17 protein-coding genes and 1 pseudogene are annotated in these 20,247 nt (G+C 50.0%); 6 read left to right on the top strand and 12 right to left on the bottom strand.

All coding sequences use genetic code 11. From position 1 onward, the window contains the following. Window positions 1-75: 75 nt before the first annotated feature. Window positions 76-1,647, bottom strand: coding sequence for a signal recognition particle protein (ffh, locus tag H6859_04345; GenBank protein USO06419.1), 1,572 nt, complete (start codon window positions 1,645-1,647; stop codon window positions 76-78). 249 nt (window positions 1,648-1,896) lie between these two features. On the opposite strand from ffh, the gene H6859_04340 reads away from it, so the two are divergent. Genes H6859_04340 through H6859_04325 form a run of 4 tightly spaced genes read left to right on the top strand, consistent with a single transcriptional unit; the run spans window position 1,897 to window position 6,649 of the window. Further along, a complete protein-coding gene (locus H6859_04340; GenBank protein USO06418.1) occupies window positions 1,897-2,715 on the top strand; it encodes a diaminopimelate epimerase in 819 nt (272 codons plus the stop codon). Between the two features lie 10 nt (window positions 2,716-2,725). Next, window positions 2,726-3,979, top strand: a complete 1,254-nt coding sequence (gene mtaB, locus H6859_04335; protein ID USO06417.1) for a tRNA (N(6)-L-threonylcarbamoyladenosine(37)-C(2))-methylthiotransferase MtaB — start codon at window positions 2,726-2,728, stop codon at window positions 3,977-3,979. A 35-nt stretch (window positions 3,980-4,014) separates the two neighbouring features. Beyond that, on the top strand, window positions 4,015-5,199 hold the full coding sequence (ftsY, locus tag H6859_04330; GenBank protein USO06416.1) for a signal recognition particle-docking protein FtsY: 1,185 nt from the start codon (window positions 4,015-4,017) through the stop codon (window positions 5,197-5,199). Window positions 5,200-5,230: 31 nt separating this feature from the next. After that, window positions 5,231-6,649, top strand: coding sequence for an AMP nucleosidase (locus H6859_04325; GenBank protein ID USO06415.1), 1,419 nt, complete (start codon window positions 5,231-5,233; stop codon window positions 6,647-6,649). A 102-nt stretch (window positions 6,650-6,751) separates the two neighbouring features. Here H6859_04325 and H6859_04320 read toward each other — a convergent pair whose 3' ends face one another. Next, entirely contained in the window at window positions 6,752-7,039 is a 288-nt protein-coding gene (locus H6859_04320; protein ID USO06414.1) for a hypothetical protein, read from the bottom strand. Between the two features lie 287 nt (window positions 7,040-7,326). On the opposite strand from H6859_04320, the gene H6859_04315 reads away from it, so the two are divergent. Continuing rightward, complete coding sequence (locus H6859_04315; GenBank protein ID USO06413.1) at window positions 7,327-8,460, top strand: DUF2336 domain-containing protein; 1,134 nt, start codon at window positions 7,327-7,329, stop codon at window positions 8,458-8,460. Here H6859_04315 and H6859_04310 read toward each other — a convergent pair whose 3' ends face one another. The 3 genes from H6859_04310 to H6859_04300 form a co-directional block, all read right to left on the bottom strand. Further along, window positions 8,461-9,666: a phosphoglycerate kinase gene (locus H6859_04310; GenBank protein ID USO06690.1), complete on the bottom strand. Its 1,206-nt coding sequence runs from the start codon at window positions 9,664-9,666 to the stop codon at window positions 8,461-8,463. 43 nt (window positions 9,667-9,709) lie between these two features. Further along, window positions 9,710-10,723 carry a prolyl aminopeptidase gene (pip, locus tag H6859_04305; protein USO06412.1) on the bottom strand — a complete coding sequence of 338 codons (1,014 nt, stop codon included), beginning with the start codon at window positions 10,721-10,723 and terminating at the stop codon, window positions 9,710-9,712. 72 nt (window positions 10,724-10,795) lie between these two features. Then, complete coding sequence (locus tag H6859_04300; GenBank protein ID USO06411.1) at window positions 10,796-11,659, bottom strand: thermonuclease family protein; 864 nt, start codon at window positions 11,657-11,659, stop codon at window positions 10,796-10,798. 21 nt (window positions 11,660-11,680) lie between these two features. Here H6859_04300 and H6859_04295 point away from each other — a divergent pair, with 21 nt between their 5' ends. Next, window positions 11,681-13,129, top strand: a complete 1,449-nt coding sequence (locus tag H6859_04295; protein ID USO06410.1) for a M48 family metalloprotease — start codon at window positions 11,681-11,683, stop codon at window positions 13,127-13,129. A 90-nt stretch (window positions 13,130-13,219) separates the two neighbouring features. Here H6859_04295 and H6859_04290 read toward each other — a convergent pair whose 3' ends face one another. The 7 genes and pseudogenes from H6859_04290 to H6859_04260 all read right to left on the bottom strand — a co-directional run bounded on the left by H6859_04290 (window position 13,220) and on the right by H6859_04260 (window position 20,227). Beyond that, the gene (locus H6859_04290) at window positions 13,220-14,116 is read right to left on the bottom strand and encodes an RNA polymerase factor sigma-32 (protein ID USO06409.1); all 897 of its coding nucleotides are present in this window, start codon (window positions 14,114-14,116) and stop codon (window positions 13,220-13,222) included. Window positions 14,117-14,252: 136 nt separating this feature from the next. Beyond that, window positions 14,253-15,035 (bottom strand): hypothetical protein, encoded by a 783-nt coding sequence (locus H6859_04285; GenBank protein USO06689.1) that lies wholly within the window; start codon window positions 15,033-15,035, stop codon window positions 14,253-14,255. Window positions 15,036-15,242: 207 nt separating this feature from the next. Beyond that, complete coding sequence (locus tag H6859_04280; GenBank protein ID USO06408.1) at window positions 15,243-15,776, bottom strand: CarD family transcriptional regulator; 534 nt, start codon at window positions 15,774-15,776, stop codon at window positions 15,243-15,245. 223 nt (window positions 15,777-15,999) lie between these two features. Then, window positions 16,000-16,395 carry a hypothetical protein gene (locus H6859_04275; protein USO06407.1) on the bottom strand — a complete coding sequence of 132 codons (396 nt, stop codon included), beginning with the start codon at window positions 16,393-16,395 and terminating at the stop codon, window positions 16,000-16,002. 206 nt (window positions 16,396-16,601) lie between these two features. After that, window positions 16,602-17,707 (bottom strand): annotated as a pseudogene (locus H6859_04270) (IS3 family transposase). A 630-nt stretch (window positions 17,708-18,337) separates the two neighbouring features. Further along, on the bottom strand, window positions 18,338-19,225 hold the full coding sequence (locus H6859_04265) for an LD-carboxypeptidase (GenBank protein ID USO06406.1): 888 nt from the start codon (window positions 19,223-19,225) through the stop codon (window positions 18,338-18,340). Between the two features lie 39 nt (window positions 19,226-19,264). After that, window positions 19,265-20,227: an exopolyphosphatase gene (locus tag H6859_04260; GenBank protein USO06405.1), complete on the bottom strand. Its 963-nt coding sequence runs from the start codon at window positions 20,225-20,227 to the stop codon at window positions 19,265-19,267. Window positions 20,228-20,247 lie beyond the last annotated feature (20 nt).

Here is a 20,247-nt window from a genome sequence, read left to right as displayed (position 1 = left end):
CGCGGCAATCCAGACTGGATTGCTTCGCGGAGTTTATGCCCCTGAGGGTGCTCGCAATGACGGGGTAGGCGAATGTCATTTTCGTTTCCCCTTCTTGCGGTCCTTTTTCTTACCGCCATGAGAGGGAAGGCCGGGCATGCCGCCACCCAAACCGGGCAGACCCGTGCCGCCAAGGCCGGGCAAACCGCCCGCGCCACCGGTAAACGGGTTTGGCCCCAAACCCCCAGACTGGCCAAGGCCCGCCATATCATGACCCAGAGCATCCGGGTCCATCGACCCAGCCATCAGCTCCAGCTCATCAGCTTTGCCACCCATCATATCCTTCATCATGCCCATCATTTTGCCGGTGCCCATCTTGCGCATCTTTTTCATCATCGTTTGCATCTGCTTGAGCTGCTTCACGATTTTGTTAACATCTTGCACAGATGTCCCGGACCCGGTCGCAATGCGCTGCTTGCGCCTCATATTAAGCAAATCGGGTTTTTCGCGCTCGGCCTTGGTCATGGAATAAATAATCGCCTCCTGACGCTTCACAAAACCATCATCCAGTCCCGCCTCATCAAGCTTGCCTGCCATGCTGGAAAGACCGGGCATCAGCTTCATCATCGCGCCCATACCGCCCATTTTCTTCATCTGCTGTATTTGCGAGAGTAGATCATTAAAATCAAACTGGCCCTTTTTGAACTTTTTGGCCATTTTCAGGGCTTCTTCGGAATCCACCGTCTCCACGGCCTTTTCCACCAAAGACACCACATCGCCCATCCCCAAAATGCGCCCTGCAACCCGCTCAGGATGGAAGGTTTCAATCTCGTCCCATTTCTCGCCAACCCCGATCAGCTTGATCGGCTTGCCGGTCACGGCCTTCATGCTCATCGCCGCCCCGCCGCGCGCATCCCCGTCTACGCGCGTGAGCATAATGCCGGAAAGCGGCACGCGTTCGTCAAAAGCCTTGGCCGTTTGCACCGCGTCTTGCCCGGTCATCGCATCGGCCACCAGCAGCGTTTCAATTGGCTTGGCCTCTTTCTGGATCGCCGCAACCTCATCCATCAACGCTTCGTCAATGGACAACCGCCCGGCGGTATCGAGCATCACAACGTCATAGCCCTCTTTACGGGCCGTATCCATCGCGCGCTTTGTGATGGCGAGCGGCTTTTGCCCTTCGACAACCGGAAGCGTCGCAATCTCCGTTTGCTCACCAAGCTGCTTGAGTTGTTCCTGCGCCGCCGGGCGGTAAACGTCGAGCGAAGCCATCAGGATTTTCTTGTTCTGCTTATCGCTCAGCAGCTTGGAAATCTTCGCCGTCGAGGTCGTTTTTCCCGAACCCTGCAAACCCACCATCAGGTACACGGAGGGCGGGGAAGAGAATTTTAGAGCATCGGTCTCACTGCCCAGCATTTCAACCAGTTCGTCATGAACAATCTTAATCACCTGCTGCGCCGGGTTCACACCCTTGATGATGTCCTGACCAACAGCTTTGTCTTTAATCGAGGCAATGAAATCTTTGACGACGGGCAGGGCGACATCGGCCTCCAGCAGCGCAACGCGGATCTCACGGCTCACCGCCATGACATCATTTTCGCTCAAAGCCCCTTTGCCTCTGAGTTTTGAAAATACACCACCAAGCTTTTCGCTCAAAGATTCAAACATCTGCAAACCGTTATTAACAATAAATCTTAGCCCCGCTGAGCGTTCGCGCCGAGCGAGGGGTACCGTTAAGCACTGACTTCAAAACAAACATGTCAGTGAAATTTGGGTGGAAAATATGGGATATGCCCTATATTGTCAAGGACTTTAACGCTTTGCGTCATTGCGAGCGGAGCGAAGCAATCCAGTAGACCACATGGATTGCCACGTCAGGCCTCCGGCCCTCCTCGCAATGACGATGTTGGGAAATGAATGATGCGCTTTAAAAAAATGCACGGGCTGGGGAATGATTTTGTAATCATAGACACGCGCACGCAGTCTGTAACCATCGGCCATGCGCGAATACAAGACATTTGCGACCGGCATTTCGGTGTCGGCTGTGACTTGCTGGCACTTATTGAGCCTTCTGAAAAGGCCGATGTCTTTGCCCGCTTTTACAATGCCGACGGTTCTGAAAGCGCCGCCTGCGGCAATGCAACGCGCTGCATCGCCGATATCGTGATGAAAGAGCGCGGCACTGATCAATGCGCAATCGAAACCGGACGCGGCGTGCTGGACTGCAGCGCCGTCGAAAATGGGCTGGTGACCGTCGATATGGGCGCGCCGCAGCTCGATTGGGCCGCTATTCCTCTGGCTGAGGAACGTGATACGCTGATGGTCGAGCTGGGCACAGATACCCATAACCCGGCAGTCGCCGTAGGAATGGGCAACCCGCATTGCGTACTGTTCGTCGATGACGCTGAAAATGCGCTGGTTGAACGTTTCGGCCCTGTAATAGAAAACCATGCTCTGTTTCCGGAGCGAACAAATGTCGAGTTTGTTCAGCTTCTTGAAGATGGCCGACTGCGCCAGCGTACTTGGGAGCGCGGCTGCGGTGAAACGCTGGCTTGCGGCTCCGGCGCGTGCGCAGTGGCTGTTGCGACGATACGCCGTGGCCTCATTGATGGCCGCAAAGTTGAAATTCTTCTCAATGGCGGCCCCATTCATATCGAATGGCGCGAAAGCGACAACCATGTCCTCATGACCGGTCCTGTCGCCTATATATTTGACGGTAGGTTAACAAATCTGTAAAACCGCGCTCATGGATCAAAAGAGTCCAAAACTCGTCACCTTCGGCTGCCGCCTCAACACCTATGAGTCAGAGGTGATGCGCACGCACGCCGCTAATGCGGGGCTGGATGACGCCATCATCTTTAACACCTGCGCTGTAACAAAAGAAGCCGAGCGTCAGGCCCGGCAAGCCATTCGCCGTGCCCGGCGTGAAAATCCGAATGCAAAAATCATTGTCACGGGCTGCTCGGCGCAGATCACCCCTGATACCTACGCCGCTATGCCTGAGGTCGACCAGATCATCGGCAATGATTTAAAGCTTAAAGCCGAAAGCTGGGGGGTGGAGCAGGGCGAAAAGGTCATGGTCAACGACATTATGTCTGTAACCGAAACCGCCAGCCATCTGATCGAAGGCTTTGAGGACCGCTCCCGCGCCTTCCTGCAGGTGCAAAATGGCTGCGACCACCGCTGCACTTTTTGCATTATTCCCTATGGTCGCGGCCCTTCGCGTTCTGTCCCTATAGGGGTGATTGCCGAACATGTTCGTGCGCTGGTCGAACAAGGTTATAATGAAATTGTATTTACCGGCGTCGATGTTACCTCATACGGGCCCGATTTGCCTGGCGCGCCGACACTAGGGCAGATGATCCGCCGCGTACTGGCTCTTGTCCCTGAACTGCCGCGTCTGCGCCTTTCATCGCTCGATCCGGTCGAAATCGATGACGACCTTTGGCGCCTGATTGCCGAAGAACCACGCCTGATGCCGCATCTGCATCTAAGCTTGCAAGCGGGAGATGATATGATCCTTAAACGCATGAAGCGCCGCCATTTGCGCAATGATGTTATTGCGATGTGCCAGCGGGCTCGTACCCTCCGCCCCGATATTGAATTCGGTGCCGACATTATCACCGGCTTTCCCACTGAAACCGAAGAGATGTTCCAAAACACCCTTAAAATCGTCGAAGAATGCGACTTGACCTATCTCCATGTCTTTCCTTACTCAGAGCGCAAAGGCACTCCCGCCGCACGTATTCCCGGTCAGGTTCCACCAAAAGAGCGCAAAGAGCGCGCCGCGCGCTTGCGAGCGCTAGGAGAACTGCAGCTCCAAAAATTACTTAGGCGAAACCTTAATAAAGAAGCGCAAATTATTGTTGAAAAAGGAAGTTTTGGCAGAACTCAAAACTTTTCGCCTGTGCATCTGAATGCAAAAGCCCGTCCTGGCGATCTTTTGTCCGTCAAGCTCTCCGGCATAACAGGCGAAAACCTGCTTGGCGAGCCGCTTTAGAGGGCGTATAATCTCCATAACACAAGGAGATTGAAATGGTTTTTTGGCGTAAAAAGCAAAATATTGCCGAGCAGGAACAAGAAGAACGTGAAGAAAAACTTTTTCATCCCAAAGGTGAACCGGCAATTGAGCCATCCACAGATTATGAAGCCGAACTGGATGATGAAATTCGTCATGAGATGGAAGATGAAACCGCCAGTGAAATTCTTGATGATCTGCGCCTGTCTCCTGCGCCTAAGCATGATAGGCTTGACGATGCGGAAGAGGCCGAAGAATTTGCCGATGACAGTAATGAAGGCGGTTGGCTTTCACGCCTGACCAGTGGTTTGTCCAAATCCACCAACAAAATCACCAAAGGACTCACCGATCTGGTTACAAAGAAAACGCTGGATCAAGAAACACTTGACGGGTTGGAAGAGTTGCTTATCGAGGCGGATCTTGGTCCAAAAACCGCTGCCAAAATTATCGAGGAATTTTCTAAAGGCCGCTTTGGCAAGGAAATTAGTGAAGAAGAAATCCGTGAGGCTCTGGCCGAAACAATCGCAGGAATTCTAAAGCCTGTCGCCAAACTGCTTACTATTGAAAAACCGGATGACGGACCTTTTACTATAATCGTTTGCGGCGTGAATGGCGTGGGTAAGACCACCACGATTGGTAAGATTGCCCAGAATTTGAAATTTAAAGATCACTGTTCGGTTGTGATGGCTGCCGGGGATACTTTCCGCGCGGCCGCTGTCGAACAGCTCGGCATTTGGGCCAAGCGCACCGGCGCGAAGTTGGTACAAAAAGACGTTGGTGCAGATGCCGCTTCTGTGGCTTTTGAGGCTTATGAGCAGGCCAAAAACCAAGGGGCTGATGTGCTTCTGATCGACACCGCCGGACGCTTGCAAAACAAAGCAAACTTGATGGATGAGTTGGCCAAAGTCATCCGCGTACTAAAAAAACAGGACGAAAGCTTGCCGCATGAAACGCTTTTAGTGCTTGATGCCACCACCGGTCAAAATGCATTTTCTCAACTTGAAACCTTCAAGGACATGGTCAATGTCACCGGCCTGATCGTCACCAAGCTCGACGGCAGCGCCAAAGGTGGTGTTCTCGTTGGGCTGGCCGACCAGTTCGGCGTACCGGTCTATTCTATCGGTATTGGTGAAGGGCTTGATGATTTACAACCATTCTGTCCGCGTGAATACGCCCGCGCACTTATGGGTCTAGAGAATTGATAAATAACAAAAAATCTGCGATAATAAAAGGATGATGCACTCTCCCGATATGATCGCCCCCAAAACCTGTTCGGCGCCTGAAGAAGTTTTGGCGCAGGTCAAAATTATCTATGATGCCCAGATTGCCTTCCTGCGCGCCCGCTTTGACGCGCTGACCAAAGGCGATGGGGTAAAGGGACGCAGCCGTGCATTTTACCCTTATGCGCGCATTTCGACCAAATATGCACGCCGCACGGATACGAGGCTGTCCTATGGCTTTGCTCCGCGCCCCGGCACATATAGCATAACCCTGACCCGCCCGGATATTTTTGCCAATTACTATCTCGAACAATTTCGTAATATCATAAAAAATCACGATATTACGATTGAAGTCGGTGTCAGCAATACGCCGATTCCATTGCATTTCGCGCTGGGTGAAGAATTTCACCTTGAGGGCGATTTGGGAGCAGAACAGCTTAAAGACCTGCCGGATCTATTCGATATGCCGAATCTGGATATTATGGACGATGAAATCGCTAATGGCACGTATATACCCGCAGAAGGGCAGGATCGACCGCTCGCGCTCTTTACCGCGCCGCGCGTTGATCTCAGCATTCAGCGTCTGCGCCATTATTGTGGCATGCCTGCAGAACATTTTCAGAATTTTGTGATCTTTACAAACTATCAATTCTATATCGATGAATTCGTTAAAATCGGCGAGAGCAAAGCAGGAAAAGACGGTTATAGCGAATTTATCCAGCCTGCCGCAGCCACACGTTTGCCACAAATGCCGGCCTATCATCTCAAACGCAAAGATGGTAAGGGCATCACCATGGTCAATATCGGTGTTGGCCCTTCCAATGCCAAAACCATCACCGACCACATCGCTGTACTGCGTCCGCATGCGTGGCTGATGCTCGGCCATTGCGCAGGACTGCGCAATTCTCAAAATCTCGGTGATTATGTTCTTGCCCACGGCTACTTACGCGAAGACAATATCCTCGATACCGACCTGCCGACCAGCATTCCTATTCCCGCTCTGGCGGAAATTCAAGTCGCGCTGGAAAAAGCTGTGAGCGAAATTTGTGGCTTTGAGGGATACGACATCAAAAAAGTCATGCGCACCGGCACAGTCGCCACAACCGATGACCGTAATTGGGAACTGCGCTCTTCCATCCGCCAAAATAAACGCCTCAGCCAAAGCCGCGCCATCGCCATGGATATGGAGAGCGGTACAATCGCTGCCAACGGTTTTCGTTTTCGCGTACCCTATGGGACGCTTCTATGTGTCTCCGACAAACCTCTGCACGGGCAACTCAAGCTGCCGGGCATGGCCAATACGTTTTATCGCCAGCGCGTAGACCAGCACTTACAGGTCGGTATTCGGGCCATGGAAATGCTGCGCCAATTGGCCCCAGAAAAACTCCATAGCCGCAAACTTCGCAGCTTCAACGAAGTCGCATTTCAATAAGCGCACTTAGGTTTTGCCCCCCTAATTAGAAACGCCTCGGCCAGAATCGAAAAGGCGCTTCAAAAAGAAGCGCCCATCCCCACGAACGTAAAATCTCTATGCTTAAATCACCACATCAACCAACGAACCGCGCCGCAGCGTCTCAGCACCGGCAGGATCATTCTGGTCAGTGGTCAAAGCATTTTGAATTTGTTGCTGCAGAACATCCTCATTATGTGTTTCCGTATTTTGCGTTTCAGCTGCAGGTGCACCTTGTGGCTGAACCCGGTCAGCTTCTGGCTTCTGCTCACTCTGACCACGAACACCATTCGTATTTTGAGTGGACGTCTGTGAGGGCTGAGCCAGGGGAACCTGCTGCTGTCCCGCAATACCGCTTAATGGTCCTGCCATAAGATTGTATCCTTTTTACAAAATGAAACCCCAATTTATAGGGTACTTCATAAGCGTTAAAAAACAGTATAAGGGTGCAGAGTCTATAAATCAAACACGAGAGATTGCATACATTAATTTTTTGGTAATTTTTTATTAACTGAAACGTAAGAAATACCCCGTATATATAGAGGCAGAGAACGGAAATAACAGTATAAAATTTAGCTAAAATGCTATGAATAACAAAGTACTTCATTGTTTTCTTATATAAAAATAAAATAAAAATATGACGCAGTCTGGGGCATCTCATGGATCTAAGTTTTTTAGATAAGACATCAACAGTAACACCTTTATTGGTGCGACTATATGATTCGCACAAGCTGTATGGTTTGGCCAGTGACGACAAGCCTCTTGCGCGTGCTGAACTGACCTCTGCTGTTAGCGAATTACTGGAGATGGAGCTTTCTCCTAAAGAAAGCGAATTGATCGCCGATGTACTCATTGCCTTGATGCGCCAGGCAGAAATAGACCTGCGGGAAGCTTTATCTGAACGTCTCGCTATTTTAGAAAATGTGCCACTACGTCTCATTTTGCAAATGGCCAATGACGAAATTCCTGTCGCAGCGCCTGTTTTAAGCAAGAGTCCGGTCTTGGGGGATATGGATTTAATTTATATCATTAAGTCCAAGGGGCCGAAATACTGGCAGGCTATAGCCAAACGCGAAAATATGAGCAACCAGATTATGAACTTGCTGGCTGACACGCGTGATATTGATACGACGATTCAACTAGTTAAAAATAAAAAAATTAACTTAACCGAATATAGTCTGACAATCCTTAGCGACTTGGCCCAGCAATCTGACGCACTGGCCGCTCCGCTTCTGCGGCGTGAAGAGGTCGGCCCGGAATTGGCCAAAGTCCTATATGCATATGTTGGTGAAGAAATAAAAGAACAAGTCAAAACACTCTACGGTTTTGAAGCCCAATCTGTAGTTCAGGCCGTCGATGAAGTCATTGTTGAAATGGTTGAGGCCAGCGAGTCCGTCAGCGAATTTACGCCCAACAAGGCTATCCTCAGGGCAGCAGACCGTTATAAGCAAAAAGGACTGCTAACCATTAAGCTCATGCTCGGCACGTTACGCCGCGGGCAAATAGCAGCCTTTGTTGGACAGTTCTCTCGTTATTCTGGTTTAGATCCGAAGACCACGCTGGAAATTCTTTCACAAACCAGCGGGCAGGGGCTGGCCGTAGCGTGTAAGGCTTTTGATGTTCCAAAAGAAGATTTTATTTCAATTTTTTTACTGACAAACCGCGTCCGCAACCACGGCCGCATGGTTGCGCTGAACGATATGACAAAAGCGATAAATTATTTCAACAGGATCAAACCTGAGGTCGCACGCAGTATCATTGAAAATTCTCTCGATGAAGAATTGAAGAAATAATCAGGCGGCTTTTTGAGTTATATTGAGGGCCTCAATGCCGGGCAGTGTCTCGCCTTTAAGCCACTCTAAAAATGCCCCGCCCGCAGTAGAAATGTAAGTGAAATCCTGACAGACTTCGGCATTTTCCAGCGCAGCGACCGTATCGCCGCCTCCGGCAATACTGACCAGATTTCCGGTTTTTGTTTGTTCCGCAGCCTTGCGCGCCAATGCATTGGTACCGTGGTCAAAAGGTTTAAGCTCAAATACCCCCATTGGCCCGTTCCAGAGCAAAGTCTTGCTTTTTTCAAGAATGCTTTCGACATAGGCAATGCTTTTCGGACCGACATCAATAGCCATTTTATCATTCGGAATGGCCTGAGAATCAACAATTTCAGAAGGAGCGTTGAGTTTGAGCTCGCTCACCACCACACTATCAATCGGCAGTACAATCTCACAGCCACCCTTGCGTGCCGTTTCAAAAATTCTTAGAGCTTCATCCTTCATGTTGGTCTCACACAAGGAGCTACCTACATCCGCGCCATTTGCATAAAGAAATGTATTGGCCATTGCCCCGCCGAGGATCATATAATCCACCCGCTGTACGATATTGTTGAGCACTCCAAGTTTAGTGGAAATTTTTGAACCGCCGACAATTGCCGCTACTGGTTTTTTCGGGTGTTCCAACGCTGCATCGAGAGCATTCAGCTCTTGCTCCATCAAAAGCCCCGCTACCGCTGGAAGAACATGCGCCAAGCCTTCCGTACTTGCATGGGCGCGGTGCGCTGCGGAAAAAGCGTCATTGACGAAAACGTCCCCTAGCGCCGCCAGTTTTGCAACAAATTCCGGCGCATTTTGCTTTTCTTCTTTGTAAAAACGAACATTTTCCAACAGCGTAACATCGCCTTCGCACATCTTTGCAATTACAGCTTCAGCCTTTACCCCAATGCAATCAGGGCTAAAACGAATATTACATCCCCAGCGTTCTTCCAGAGTCGGTGTCAAAAAGGCCAACGACATTTCCGGGTTTTGCTCTCCTTCCGGGCGGCCAAAATGGGAAAGAATAAGAATTTTTGCACCAGCCCCGCGCAGAAAATCAATCGTCGGCTTTAAACGGTCAATGCGTGTAGTATCCGTTACTTTACCACGCCGCGCCGGCACATTTAAATCCGCGCGCAAAAGGACTTTTTTACCCTGAAAATCCATATCGCGGATCGATTGAAAACTCATCTTTGTCTCGTTTTTGTCGCTATTCATTTTCGTGTTTGTTTTTCTATGCGAGGGTTTTGGCACGTTCTGTTGCTTCAATCAAGCGCGAACGTAGCGTAGGATCAAGCGCCGAATGTCCGGCGTCGGGCACAACAATATAATCTGCCTCCGGCCAAAGCTGATGAAGTTTGTGCGCAGTTCGGATCGGACAAATCAGATCATAACGTCCATGAATGATAGTTGAGGGGATTTCCCGGATTTTATCAATGCTGTTCAAAAGACTGTTCTCACGAGTAATCACTTCATATTTAAAATAATGCGCCTCGATCCGCGCTAGCGCCAGCGCATGGTCTTTTTGTTCATCCGTTGTAATGGTTTCATAATTGGGCAGCAGCGATGCGCATGCTCCTTCATAAAGACTCCAGTGAATAGCCGCTTCCATTTGTTTTTCTTCATCTGCTCCAGTCAAATGCTTGTAATAATTATCCAGCAGGTCACTTTGCTCATCTTCCGGTAAAAAACCCGCAAACTGCTCCCACGCCTCGGGGAAGATGTTGCGCATGCCGTAAAGAAACCAGTCAATCTCATCTTGCTCACATAAAAAAATCCCGCGCAAAATCATGCTGATGCAGCGCTGTGGGTATACGCGGGCATAAGACAGCGACAAGGTGCTGCCCCACGATCCGCCAAAAATATGCCAGCGCTCAATACGCAAATGCTGGCGAAGCCGTTCAATATCATCAACCAGATGCACAGTTGTGTTGTTTTCAAGACTGCCCAAAGGGTGTGAACGCCCCGATCCGCGCTGATCGAAAATTATAATCCGGTAATGATCCGGATCAAAAAAACGCCTATGCACCGGCGTTGCCCCAGCACCAGGACCGCCATGCAAAAACAAAACAGGCGCCCCATCAGGATTACCGCTTTGCTCCCAGTAAAGATTATGCGTGTCATCGACGTCCAAAAAACCACTTGAATACGGCGTTAAGGCTGGAAACAGGTCGAGTAAAGGCTTTCGAGGCGTGCGGCTAACATCATTTGTGGTTTGAGAAACAGGCTTGTGTTTACGATGTGGCATCGGCAAATTCAGGCAAAATATTAAAATGTTTACGATTGCACCAGCTTAAGACTTCAGGTATCACGAGGCAATCTATTTGTCGTTTGGCCGTTTTTGTACATCATCGCCTGCGCTTAAAATTTCCAGAGCCTCCGGATGATCAATTTCAATATACGCGCCATTATACTCTTCAACCCAGCCACGCACCCGCACATGCGCACCATTCCAGTCCAGCGGATTAATCTCAGCCTTCGAAAATATTCTTCGGTCCTCCGGCGCAATCGATACAGTGAAATCATTACGCCAGTTCCCGCCAAAATTAAGGTAAACCCGGTTCTTTTTCATCGCCGCGCTTTGAATGACACCCTCCACAATCTGAAAGCTGTTGAGATGTTTCAGCGCATCTTCCGGGCTCAAAATGACATCATCATTTTCCCAAATGCCGATTTTCTCGTGGCGGGCTTCCGCCTCCAGCGCATAAAGCTGGGCCGCCATTTCCGGGTTGCGCTGAGATGTTTTGACCTGCGCCAAGCCAAGGCGGATCAGCATTCCTTGCGCCCACAATCCGCTATCAGATCGTACAAGATGTGCCAGCGCATGGCCCATGCGGTTGGTCCGCCCCCAATCTTTTTTCGGCGTTTGATAAATCTCCACTTTTTTCCCTTCCAGCATATCTTGAAGGACCTTCATGGCAGTAAGAGCGAAGGGGCCGGTGCGCTCCGCCGTATAATCATAGTCTGGGAAGTGTAGTCCCGGCAGGCGGACAATATCGCCGTTGCTGAGCTTTACCGTAAGCGGGCTGATGACTTCCAGCACTTGTGCTTCGCCGGTTTTTCTGAGCGCGGAAAAATCGCTGGCGGGCAGAGCGCTAGCGTCTTGCCCGTACGCAGCGCCGATACTATATAAGTTGGCGAGCAGCAGGAAAAAGACTAAGATGTGCCAGTTTTTAAGAAACATAACTAACAGTGGATGGATGTGATGCGACGTTTCAAGGTTTTCTTTGCAGTTTTAAACGTTTTTTTGACTGCCGCACTGACGGGGTGCTCCACCAATCCTGCCACAGGACAGCAACAATTCACCGCTTTGATGTCGCCCCAGCAAGAAGTGCAGGTTGGCGCATCCGAGCATCAAAAGATCGCCCAGCAATTCGGCTTTTATGAAGATGCAAGGGTTAATGCCTACGTCACCAGCGTCGGTCGAAAGGTCACCACCAAAACCGAACGCCCCGATGTTCAGTATAAATTTTTTGTTCTCGACAGTCCCATCGTCAACGCTTTTGCACTGCCGGGCGGCTATATCTATGTTTCGCGTGGACTGCTGGCATTGGCAAACAGTGAGGCCGAACTCGCCGCCGTACTGGCCCATGAAACTGGACACATCACCGGGCGTCATTCCGCAGAGCGCTATTCACGCGGCGTAGTTACCACACTGGGCGCAGGGGTGCTCTCCGCTGTGCTGGGTAGTGATGGAGCCTCGCAAGCATTGGGCGTCGGCGCGAACCTCTACTTAAGCGCCTATTCCCGTGGGCAGGAAAGCGAAGCCGACGCACTGGGGCTGCGCTACATGACTCATGGCGGTTACGATGTAGATGCGATGGCTAAATTCCTGAGTTCATTAAAGGCACAATCAGACCTCGACAGCCGCCTGGCAGGCAATGGTAATGCAAACGGCTTTAGCTATTTTTCAACTCACCCGGCCACCGCCGACCGCGTTGCGCAAACGCGCACGCAAGCCCGCAATTATCCTAGTGGCGGGCAGGTGAATCGGAATGCCCACCTCAATATCATTAACGGCATGATTTATGGAGATAGCGCCGCCCAAGGGTTCGTTCGCGGCCAAAGTTTTTATCACCCGAAAATGGACTTTACCTTCACCGTGCCCGCAGGCTTTAATTTGAAAAACAGCCCCGCCCAAATCACCGCGAGCGCAAGCAACGGCGCAGTTCTGATCTTCGATATGGCGGCAAATAAGCAAGGGCTTGACCCGCGCAGCTATGTGCAAAGCTGGGTCGATGATCGCCAGTTGCAAGGTCTTGAATCCATCAATGTACATGGCCGCACAGGCGCAACGGCTAGTTTTGCCGGAAATATTAATGGCCGTCCTGTGACGATCCGCTTGGTGGCGATTGCATATGGTGATCGCTTTGCCCGCTTCCAGATGGCGATTCCGGCGGGCGCTCCAGCCGCGCAGCTCGAAGGCTTAAAGGCGGCGACCTATAGCTTCCGCTCTATGAGCGATAAAGAGAAAAACTCTGTGCATCCATATCGCTTGCAAACGTTCATCGCCCAATCCGGCGATAGCGTAGCATCAATCGTTCGCCGTCAGCCTTTTACAAATCTTCAGGAAGAACGTTTCCTTGTCCTCAACGGCTTGAGGGCAGGCGAGCCGTTGCAGACCGGATGGATGTACAAGAAAATCGTAGAATAAATCGAATATCCGCATAAAAACTGACCGACACTTAAGGGGAAGAGAGGTGCCGATCAGTTAGTGCAGCTGGGGAAAGGAAACCTTTAAGGTTTAATACGGTAGTCCGCCGGAAAACAATTCTGGGCCGATATCGGCTTGGTTTTCGATTGATGTTTTCAGCTTTTCCATCGCTCGCACTTCAAGCTGGCGCACACGCTCCTTACTCACGCCCAACTCTTTACCAAGCGCCTCAAGCGTCACGACCTCCTGTCCCAAATGCCGCTGGCGGATAATAGTCTGCTCCCGATCACTCAGATCGTGCAGTGCATTGTTCAACCATCTCGATCGCGCCTCAGAATCTACAACATGCAACGCAACTTCTTCCGGGTTTGGCCGCTCATCACTCAGCAGGCTCTGCCACTCATCCTCGCCGTCCTGACCAATATGGGCATTCAGCGATTGATCTGTGCCAGACAAACGGCCTTCCATAGCCTCTACATCCTTGACCTTGATGTTCAACTCATTGGCAATTTGCACCCGGCTATCATCATTAAGGCCCTCATGATCGGCGGCGCGCTCAACCTTTGCACGCAAACGGCGGTAATTAAAAAACAGCGATTTCTGAGCCGATGTCGTGCCGGTGCGTACAATCGACCAGTTCCGCAGTACATAATCCTGGATGCTCGCGCGGATCCACCACGTCGCATAGGTCGAAAAACGAATATCACGCTCCGGATCAAAACGCTCAGCGGCCAGCATCAACCCGACATTGCCTTCCTGAATAAGGTCACCCATCGGCAAGCCATAATTACGAAAGCGCGAGGCCACTGAAATCACCAGCCGTGTATAAGACTTCACAAGCTTATGCAGCGCGCGCTCATCTTTTTTGTCACGCCATTGCCGCGCCAAGTCCAACTCATGGCCTTTTTCCAACAAAGGCTCACCCATAGAACAGCGAATATAATCCATATTCGCTTTTTGTGTCTGCGGATCATCAATATACGTCATAAAATTCATCCTCCTTTTATGTAGGCACGTAAAACTTACGTATGCCGCTTGCATTTGCATTCGCTCAAAACACAAAAAAGTTAACAAAAAGTAATATTTTTTTTGAAATTCGTCGATGCGGCAGGCTCAAAAAGCCCTAGGCCTCAAGTATATGCGCCGCCGCGCCATCAGGATCAAACCCGACGCTGATTAACTGTCCGCCAAAGCCGCACCCGTCATCAACCGTGGCGCTGACGCCGTTAAGATACATGCCGCCATGATCAGGATCAAATCCGCGAACAACTTTGGTAAAGGGCGCGTAAGGGTGCTCTATTTTTCTAAAATTATCCGTTGCCCACCAAATATCATCGCCTTGCTCATGCAAGGCGCGTTCGATATTTAGCCCTGCATGAACAAACAGCATCGGGGCAGGGGCGCTCTTATCCGTAACAGCCATACGTTTGAGCTGGTTCATAAAGGTTTCATGGCCCGGATGCGCTCGCAGCGCCTTGCGGATCGAGTTTGTCCATTTCGTCAGGCCCATAATACCGGTCTTGCAGGCATCAATCCCGTCATGCGGCGACAGCCCATAATCATAAAGCGTGTTGGTCAGACCGTTCCCTAACATCCACAGCAAAACATTGGTCGGGTCGGGCGCAAATTGAATCTGTAACAGCTTTTCCCAGATAAGTTCCTGCTGCCCGCGCAGATAAACAATATCAGACGGCAGCATCCCCGGCAGCGCCAACACCATCCGCCGAAAGGCCAGAATTTCATCAAGGCACGCTACCGCACGCTCACCATAGCCTGTGTAATTACCATGATAAATGATCCGGTCACCCGGCTTGATCCGACTAAAAATCATATCATGCAAGCGCACAAGCTGTACTAGATCTGCGTGAATAGCAGGAATGCTCCATACTATATGGGGTGTGCCCATTGAGGAGATAGAATCAGAATCTTTCCAAACCATATTCACGTTTGCGTTCGTTCTCGTGGGTGACTTTTCGGTGACCGAAAAAAGGTGAGGGCGGGAAGAGTTCCCAGAATCAAAGTCAGTATATAATAAAATCAGGCGCATAGAAAGCCTAAAAACTTATCCATGCGCCCGATTAAAATTTCAGGTAAATGTAAGAGAAGCCCACTCTTAAGCGGCTTGCTTGTCTTCCAGAGGCATTTCTTTTGGAACACCCATAATGTCTTCAAGGCGTTCTATTGCTTTGCCCTCGGTAATTTTCTCAACCGCCGCCACTTCGCGTGCCAAACGCTCCAGTGCTGATTGATAGATTTGACGTTCGCTGTAAGATTGCTCGCTATCGTCATTACTACGTTTCAGATCGCGCAGAACTTCTGCAATCGCGACGGGATCACCGGAATTAATCTTCATTTCGTATTCCTGTGCGCGGCGGCTCCACATTGTACGCCGTACGCGGGCTTTGCCTTTCAGTGTTTTTAGCGCATCGCCCATACGATCCGTAGAGCTGAGTTTGCGCAGGCCCGCAGCCTCGGCTTTCATCACAGGAATTTTAAGGCGCATACGGTCTTTTTCAAAAGAAATAGCATAAAGGCTGACTTCCATGCCGCCAATATTCTGGGTTTCGATCCCTTCGATAACGCCTACGCCATGTGCAGGGTATACAACGGAGGTTCCAGCAGTGAAGTCAAAATTATCATTAGCCATGTTCAATGCACCTTCTTTTTGTTGTTATGTTTATTGACAAAAGGCCCACACCACAGCGCACCGAGTCCGCCCCGGATAAGCACTTTCGCCATTCACAAAACAATGTCTTGTTTAAACGTGAAGCCAGATGGTACCTAAAATTTCACAAATTTTCAACAAAAACTTAATAAAGTCTTAAAAATTTTTATTAACAAACAGAGCCAATGTACTGTTTTTAATAACTTTACATCCTGTTGATAGTTTCAGGTTTTTCAAGTTTTTTTATACGTTTCAACTTTTCTTCCGGAATAAAATTATTGTCCAGAACGCGCCCGATTGTTGCTAGTTTAGACGCCGCACCCAATAAATTTTGTGCAGAACTATCGCGATTTAATCCAAATTCTACCGCGATAAGATCACTCAAAATTTTATTTGATAACAAAGTCGTCAGGCCGGATAAATTATCAGATCTTGCACACACCGAATTATTGTGTTGTGTGGTAATGCTGGCAAGATAAAAGCTCTTTTCCTGACTATCTGAGGAAAGCCGTTTAATTATTAGGCTCTTAAGATTGAAATCTCGACAAAACAGCGTCGAAAAATGATCAAAATCCTTGCAATGCAGCCCGTAAAGGGCCATGTACGAAATATATCCTGTAATTTTTATCAGGCTGCTCAGAGGTGGTCTCGGTTCTTCGGCCAGCTTTGCGGCGAAGTTAAGCTACGATCGGTTGGTTATTGTCATGCCGCCTGCCTGTGGTTTTGTTTCTCCGGGTGAAGGGCGCGGCCGCCGGAGCCGTTAGGCGGAGGCGGCAAGCCCGAGGCCGGAGAAACAAAATTTCGTTCATCATAAACGTCGTCCGGGGTTTGTCCATCAAATACCGAATGCGGCCTCTGCGCGTTGTAAAACGCCAGCCAGCGCCCGATATCCCGCCTGGCTTGCAGGCCGCTCTCGAACGCGTTCAGATACACGCATTCATATTTCAGACTCCGCCACAGCCGCTCGATGAACACATTGTCCATCCAGCGGCCCTTGCCGTCCATCGAGATCGCGATCCCGTTTTCTTTCAGGACGCCCGTCCACGCGTCCGCCGTGAACTGGCTGCCCTGATCGGTATTGAAGATCTCCGGCGGCCCGTAGCGGGCGATGGCTTCCTCCAGCGCCTCCACGCAAAAGCGCGTTTCCATCGTGTTCGACAGCCGCCAGGCCAGCACCTTCCGGCTGGCCCAGTCCATGATCGCTACCAGATACAAAAACCCGCGTTTGACAGGGATGTACGTGATATCCGCGCACCATACATGGTTCGGGCGGGTGATCGTGAGCCCCTTGAGCCGGTAGGGATAAATCCGGTGGCCGGGATGCGGCATCGAAGTGCGCGGCCTTTGATAGACCGCCTCGATTCCCATCAGGCGCATCAGACGCCGCACGCGGGTGCGGCCTACCTCGTACCCCTGACGGCGCAGATGCCGGGCCATCTGACGGGATCCGTAAAACGGGGTTTGCAGGAATTGCGCGTCAATCAGCCGCATCAGCGCCAAATTGTCCGCGCTCTCCCCGCGCCGCTCGTAATACCAGCCAGAGCGGCTGATCCCCAGCAACCGGCACTGCGCCGCGATGCCGATATTGTCATTGGACGGGTCTACCATTTCCTGCCGCCCCCGGACCGCAACCGGGCGGAGGCATCGGCTAAAAAATCACGTTCCACTGTCAGCTGTCCGATCTTGGCGTGCAAGTCCCTGACCTCGGCGTTATGCGCGTCCGCTCGCGATTCCAGCTTGCCCGCAAAACCCGCCTCCAGCGCAGCCAGAGCCTCCTTCTTCCAACGGTGAATGACCGTCGCATGCACCCCGTAACGGGATGACAGCTCCGTGATCGGCGCGTCCTCCCGCAACGCCGCCAGCGCAACCTGCGCTTTAAACTTCGCCGGGTAGTTCTTCCTTGTCTTGCTCATAATCCATGACCCTCCTTCGGTCATAGATCGTAGCTTAACTCACTGTCCGAATTCTTGGGGCCACCTCTCTCAGCCGTGCATCGTCAAGCGTATCAGCCAAATTTGTTGTCGTATTGCCGCTATACATCAGAGCTTTGATTTGATTTGTTTTATTCAATATTTCGATATAAGAAAACGGATCGCAGCATATCTGACTACCCGGTTTTAGTCTCGCCAGTGCCCTATGTCCATCTGCGGAGGTTACATCAATGGCGCAATCACACGCTTCATAATGATATTTAAATCCAGATCCCCAACTGGTGAACGAGCCATGCGAGCATACGCTCTCATACTTCATCTCTAACTCAGTCCCTGCTATTTTTATTTTGATTATCTAATATATGCGTTTAAAAAAGTCACTTGTCAAATAATTTTTTATAAAGCATTGTTATATAACGATTAAATGAAATACAACAGCAGGCAATCTCCATTTTTTTGTCAGATTAGGATAGAGCGCCAAATATGTCAAAATTTAAAATTATTGTTTTATAACAAGCTTTTAATTATTTTTTAAATAGCATGTATATCTCATGCACTCTCATAAAGGCGCATATTTTATACAAGTCTTCTTGTGGAGACGAAAGGGGGTGTCTAGCACAAGTTTGTAAAACGTAAGTTCATTGCAGTAGTATCCAAGATGCCGTTTCTTCCGATTGGTACTGGCCATAAATTTTTACCGTGGCCAAATGGGGCATTGAAAATAATGGGAATGTCCCTGCCATCAAGGGCTTCTAATACAATATCCTCAAGCGAGAATCCAAAGGGGCGTACGCTATCTTTTGTATCGTGAAACTCACCCAGGACCAGACCGCCGATCTGCTCAAAGACACCCATGCGCTTCATGTGCGCAAACATGCGGTCAAACCGGCTTATTTCATCACTGCTATCTTCAAGTAATAAAATGGCACCTTGCATATTGGGACAATCATTGGTGCCGGGCAGATAGTGAAACAAACTCAGGCATCCGCCGATTATAACCCCTTCGGCGTGGCCAGACCGAAGGATAAGCGCCTCTTCCATGGGCATAGAAGAGCATTTCCCTGACAGGGCGCAGAGCGTTTCATCAAGCTGTTCAAAATCGTGCAAACGTTTGAAGACTTGCGCATGAAAGCCCTCAATCCCGGTGTTGGCGTAAATAGCATTCAAAAGCGCACTCGCATCGCTGAAACCAATCAGGGGTTTCGGTTTCTTTGCGATGAGCTCATAGTCCAGATCGTCCAGCAAATAAAGTGACCGGTTTCCACCACCGGCGGCCCAAATTGCGCGAATACTCTCATCAGCATAAAGCGAGTGAAGAGCATCAAGCTTATCCTTGTGGGTGCCAGCAGACTGGTTTTGGCGTGCAAAGGTCTGAGGGTGAATAAAAACGTCATACCCCTTACTTTCCAACAGCGCCTTCGACTTTTCAATATCGTCCTTCTCCACATAGGAAGACGGTGCCATCACACCAATTACATCACCGGGGGAAATATGAAACATAATATCCACACATGCACTTCATGCAGGCTCACAGTAAAATTAGCCATCAGCCCGGATTTTCTTGATAATTTCCTGCAACAGCTCTTCGGCTTTCAGGTTCTCAACCTGACAGGTCCCGGCTGCATTATGCCCGCCACCGCCATAGCTTAAGCACATCTGGCCGATGTCCGTGTTGCTGGTACGGTTCAGGATAGATTTTCCGATAGCAAACACAGTATTTTGCTTGTTCTTACCCCACAAAATGTGAGCGGAAATATTAGCATGCGGGAACAAGGCGTAAATCACAAAGCGGTTTCCTGCCCAAATAGTTTCTTCCTTGCGCAAGTCCAGCACCACGAGGTTGCCGTGGACAACCGAGCAACGCTCAATCTGCTCCCGAAATTTGATCTGATGATCAAAATACAGGTCAACGCGCTCCTTAACATCCTGTAACTCCAGAATTTGCTCAATCGTTTCATGATTACGACAATGCTCTATTAGCTTCATCATCAATTGATAATTTGAGATATTAAAATCGCGGAAGCGCCCAAGGCCTGTACGCGCATCCATGATAAAGCTTAAAAGCTCCCAACCGTCAGGGTTAAGAATGTCTTCTTTCGTAAATTTTGCAGAATCGGCCTTATCAACTGCCTCCATCATATCCAAAGATACATGAGGGAATTTCTCTTCGCCACCAAAATAATCATAAACCACGCGCGCGGCTGACGGCGCACTCGCATCAATGATATGGTTGGGAGCAATTTTATCCAGACGCTCTGTCTCGCTGGCATGGTGATCAAAGGCCAGATAAGCGCCCTCGACGTAAGGAAGGTTCGTGGTTATATCGTCCGGCCCTACATCAATGAGCCCGTCTTGCATGTCTTTAGGGTGAGCAAAAGTCACATCGTCAATGAGGTCTAGTTCTTTCAGCAAAATACCACATACCAGCCCATCCATATCACTGCGCGTGATGAGGCGGTATTTCTTGTTTGGCTCCGGCATGATTTTGGCAGCTTGTGACATTGTGAGTAATCTCCCCTGTG

Source organism: Rhodospirillales bacterium (genome assembly GCA_023898785.1).
Taxonomy (GTDB): domain Bacteria; phylum Pseudomonadota; class Alphaproteobacteria; order Micavibrionales; family Micavibrionaceae; genus TMED27.
Note: the sequence above shows the minus strand (reverse complement) of the source record. Positions and strands in the feature narration are given on the sequence as shown.

Coding starts and splice junctions, on each gene's coding strand:
- ffh (USO06419.1), bottom strand. CDS start 1,647: ATGTTTGAATCTTTGAGCGAAAAGCTTGGTGGTGTATTTTCAAAACTC.
- H6859_04340 (USO06418.1), top strand. CDS start 1,897: ATGATGCGCTTTAAAAAAATGCACGGGCTGGGGAATGATTTTGTAATC.
- mtaB (USO06417.1), top strand. CDS start 2,726: ATGGATCAAAAGAGTCCAAAACTCGTCACCTTCGGCTGCCGCCTCAAC.
- ftsY (USO06416.1), top strand. CDS start 4,015: ATGGTTTTTTGGCGTAAAAAGCAAAATATTGCCGAGCAGGAACAAGAA.
- H6859_04325 (USO06415.1), top strand. CDS start 5,231: ATGATGCACTCTCCCGATATGATCGCCCCCAAAACCTGTTCGGCGCCT.
- H6859_04320 (USO06414.1), bottom strand. CDS start 7,039: ATGGCAGGACCATTAAGCGGTATTGCGGGACAGCAGCAGGTTCCCCTG.
- H6859_04315 (USO06413.1), top strand. CDS start 7,327: ATGGATCTAAGTTTTTTAGATAAGACATCAACAGTAACACCTTTATTG.
- H6859_04310 (USO06690.1), bottom strand. CDS start 9,666: ATGAGTTTTCAATCGATCCGCGATATGGATTTTCAGGGTAAAAAAGTC.
- pip (USO06412.1), bottom strand. CDS start 10,723: ATGCCACATCGTAAACACAAGCCTGTTTCTCAAACCACAAATGATGTT.
- H6859_04300 (USO06411.1), bottom strand. CDS start 11,659: ATGTTTCTTAAAAACTGGCACATCTTAGTCTTTTTCCTGCTGCTCGCC.
- H6859_04295 (USO06410.1), top strand. CDS start 11,681: ATGCGACGTTTCAAGGTTTTCTTTGCAGTTTTAAACGTTTTTTTGACT.
- H6859_04290 (USO06409.1), bottom strand. CDS start 14,116: ATGACGTATATTGATGATCCGCAGACACAAAAAGCGAATATGGATTAT.
- H6859_04285 (USO06689.1), bottom strand. CDS start 15,035: ATGGGCACACCCCATATAGTATGGAGCATTCCTGCTATTCACGCAGAT.
- H6859_04280 (USO06408.1), bottom strand. CDS start 15,776: ATGGCTAATGATAATTTTGACTTCACTGCTGGAACCTCCGTTGTATAC.
- H6859_04275 (USO06407.1), bottom strand. CDS start 16,395: ATGGCCCTTTACGGGCTGCATTGCAAGGATTTTGATCATTTTTCGACG.
- H6859_04265 (USO06406.1), bottom strand. CDS start 19,225: ATGTTTCATATTTCCCCCGGTGATGTAATTGGTGTGATGGCACCGTCT.
- H6859_04260 (USO06405.1), bottom strand. CDS start 20,227: ATGTCACAAGCTGCCAAAATCATGCCGGAGCCAAACAAGAAATACCGC.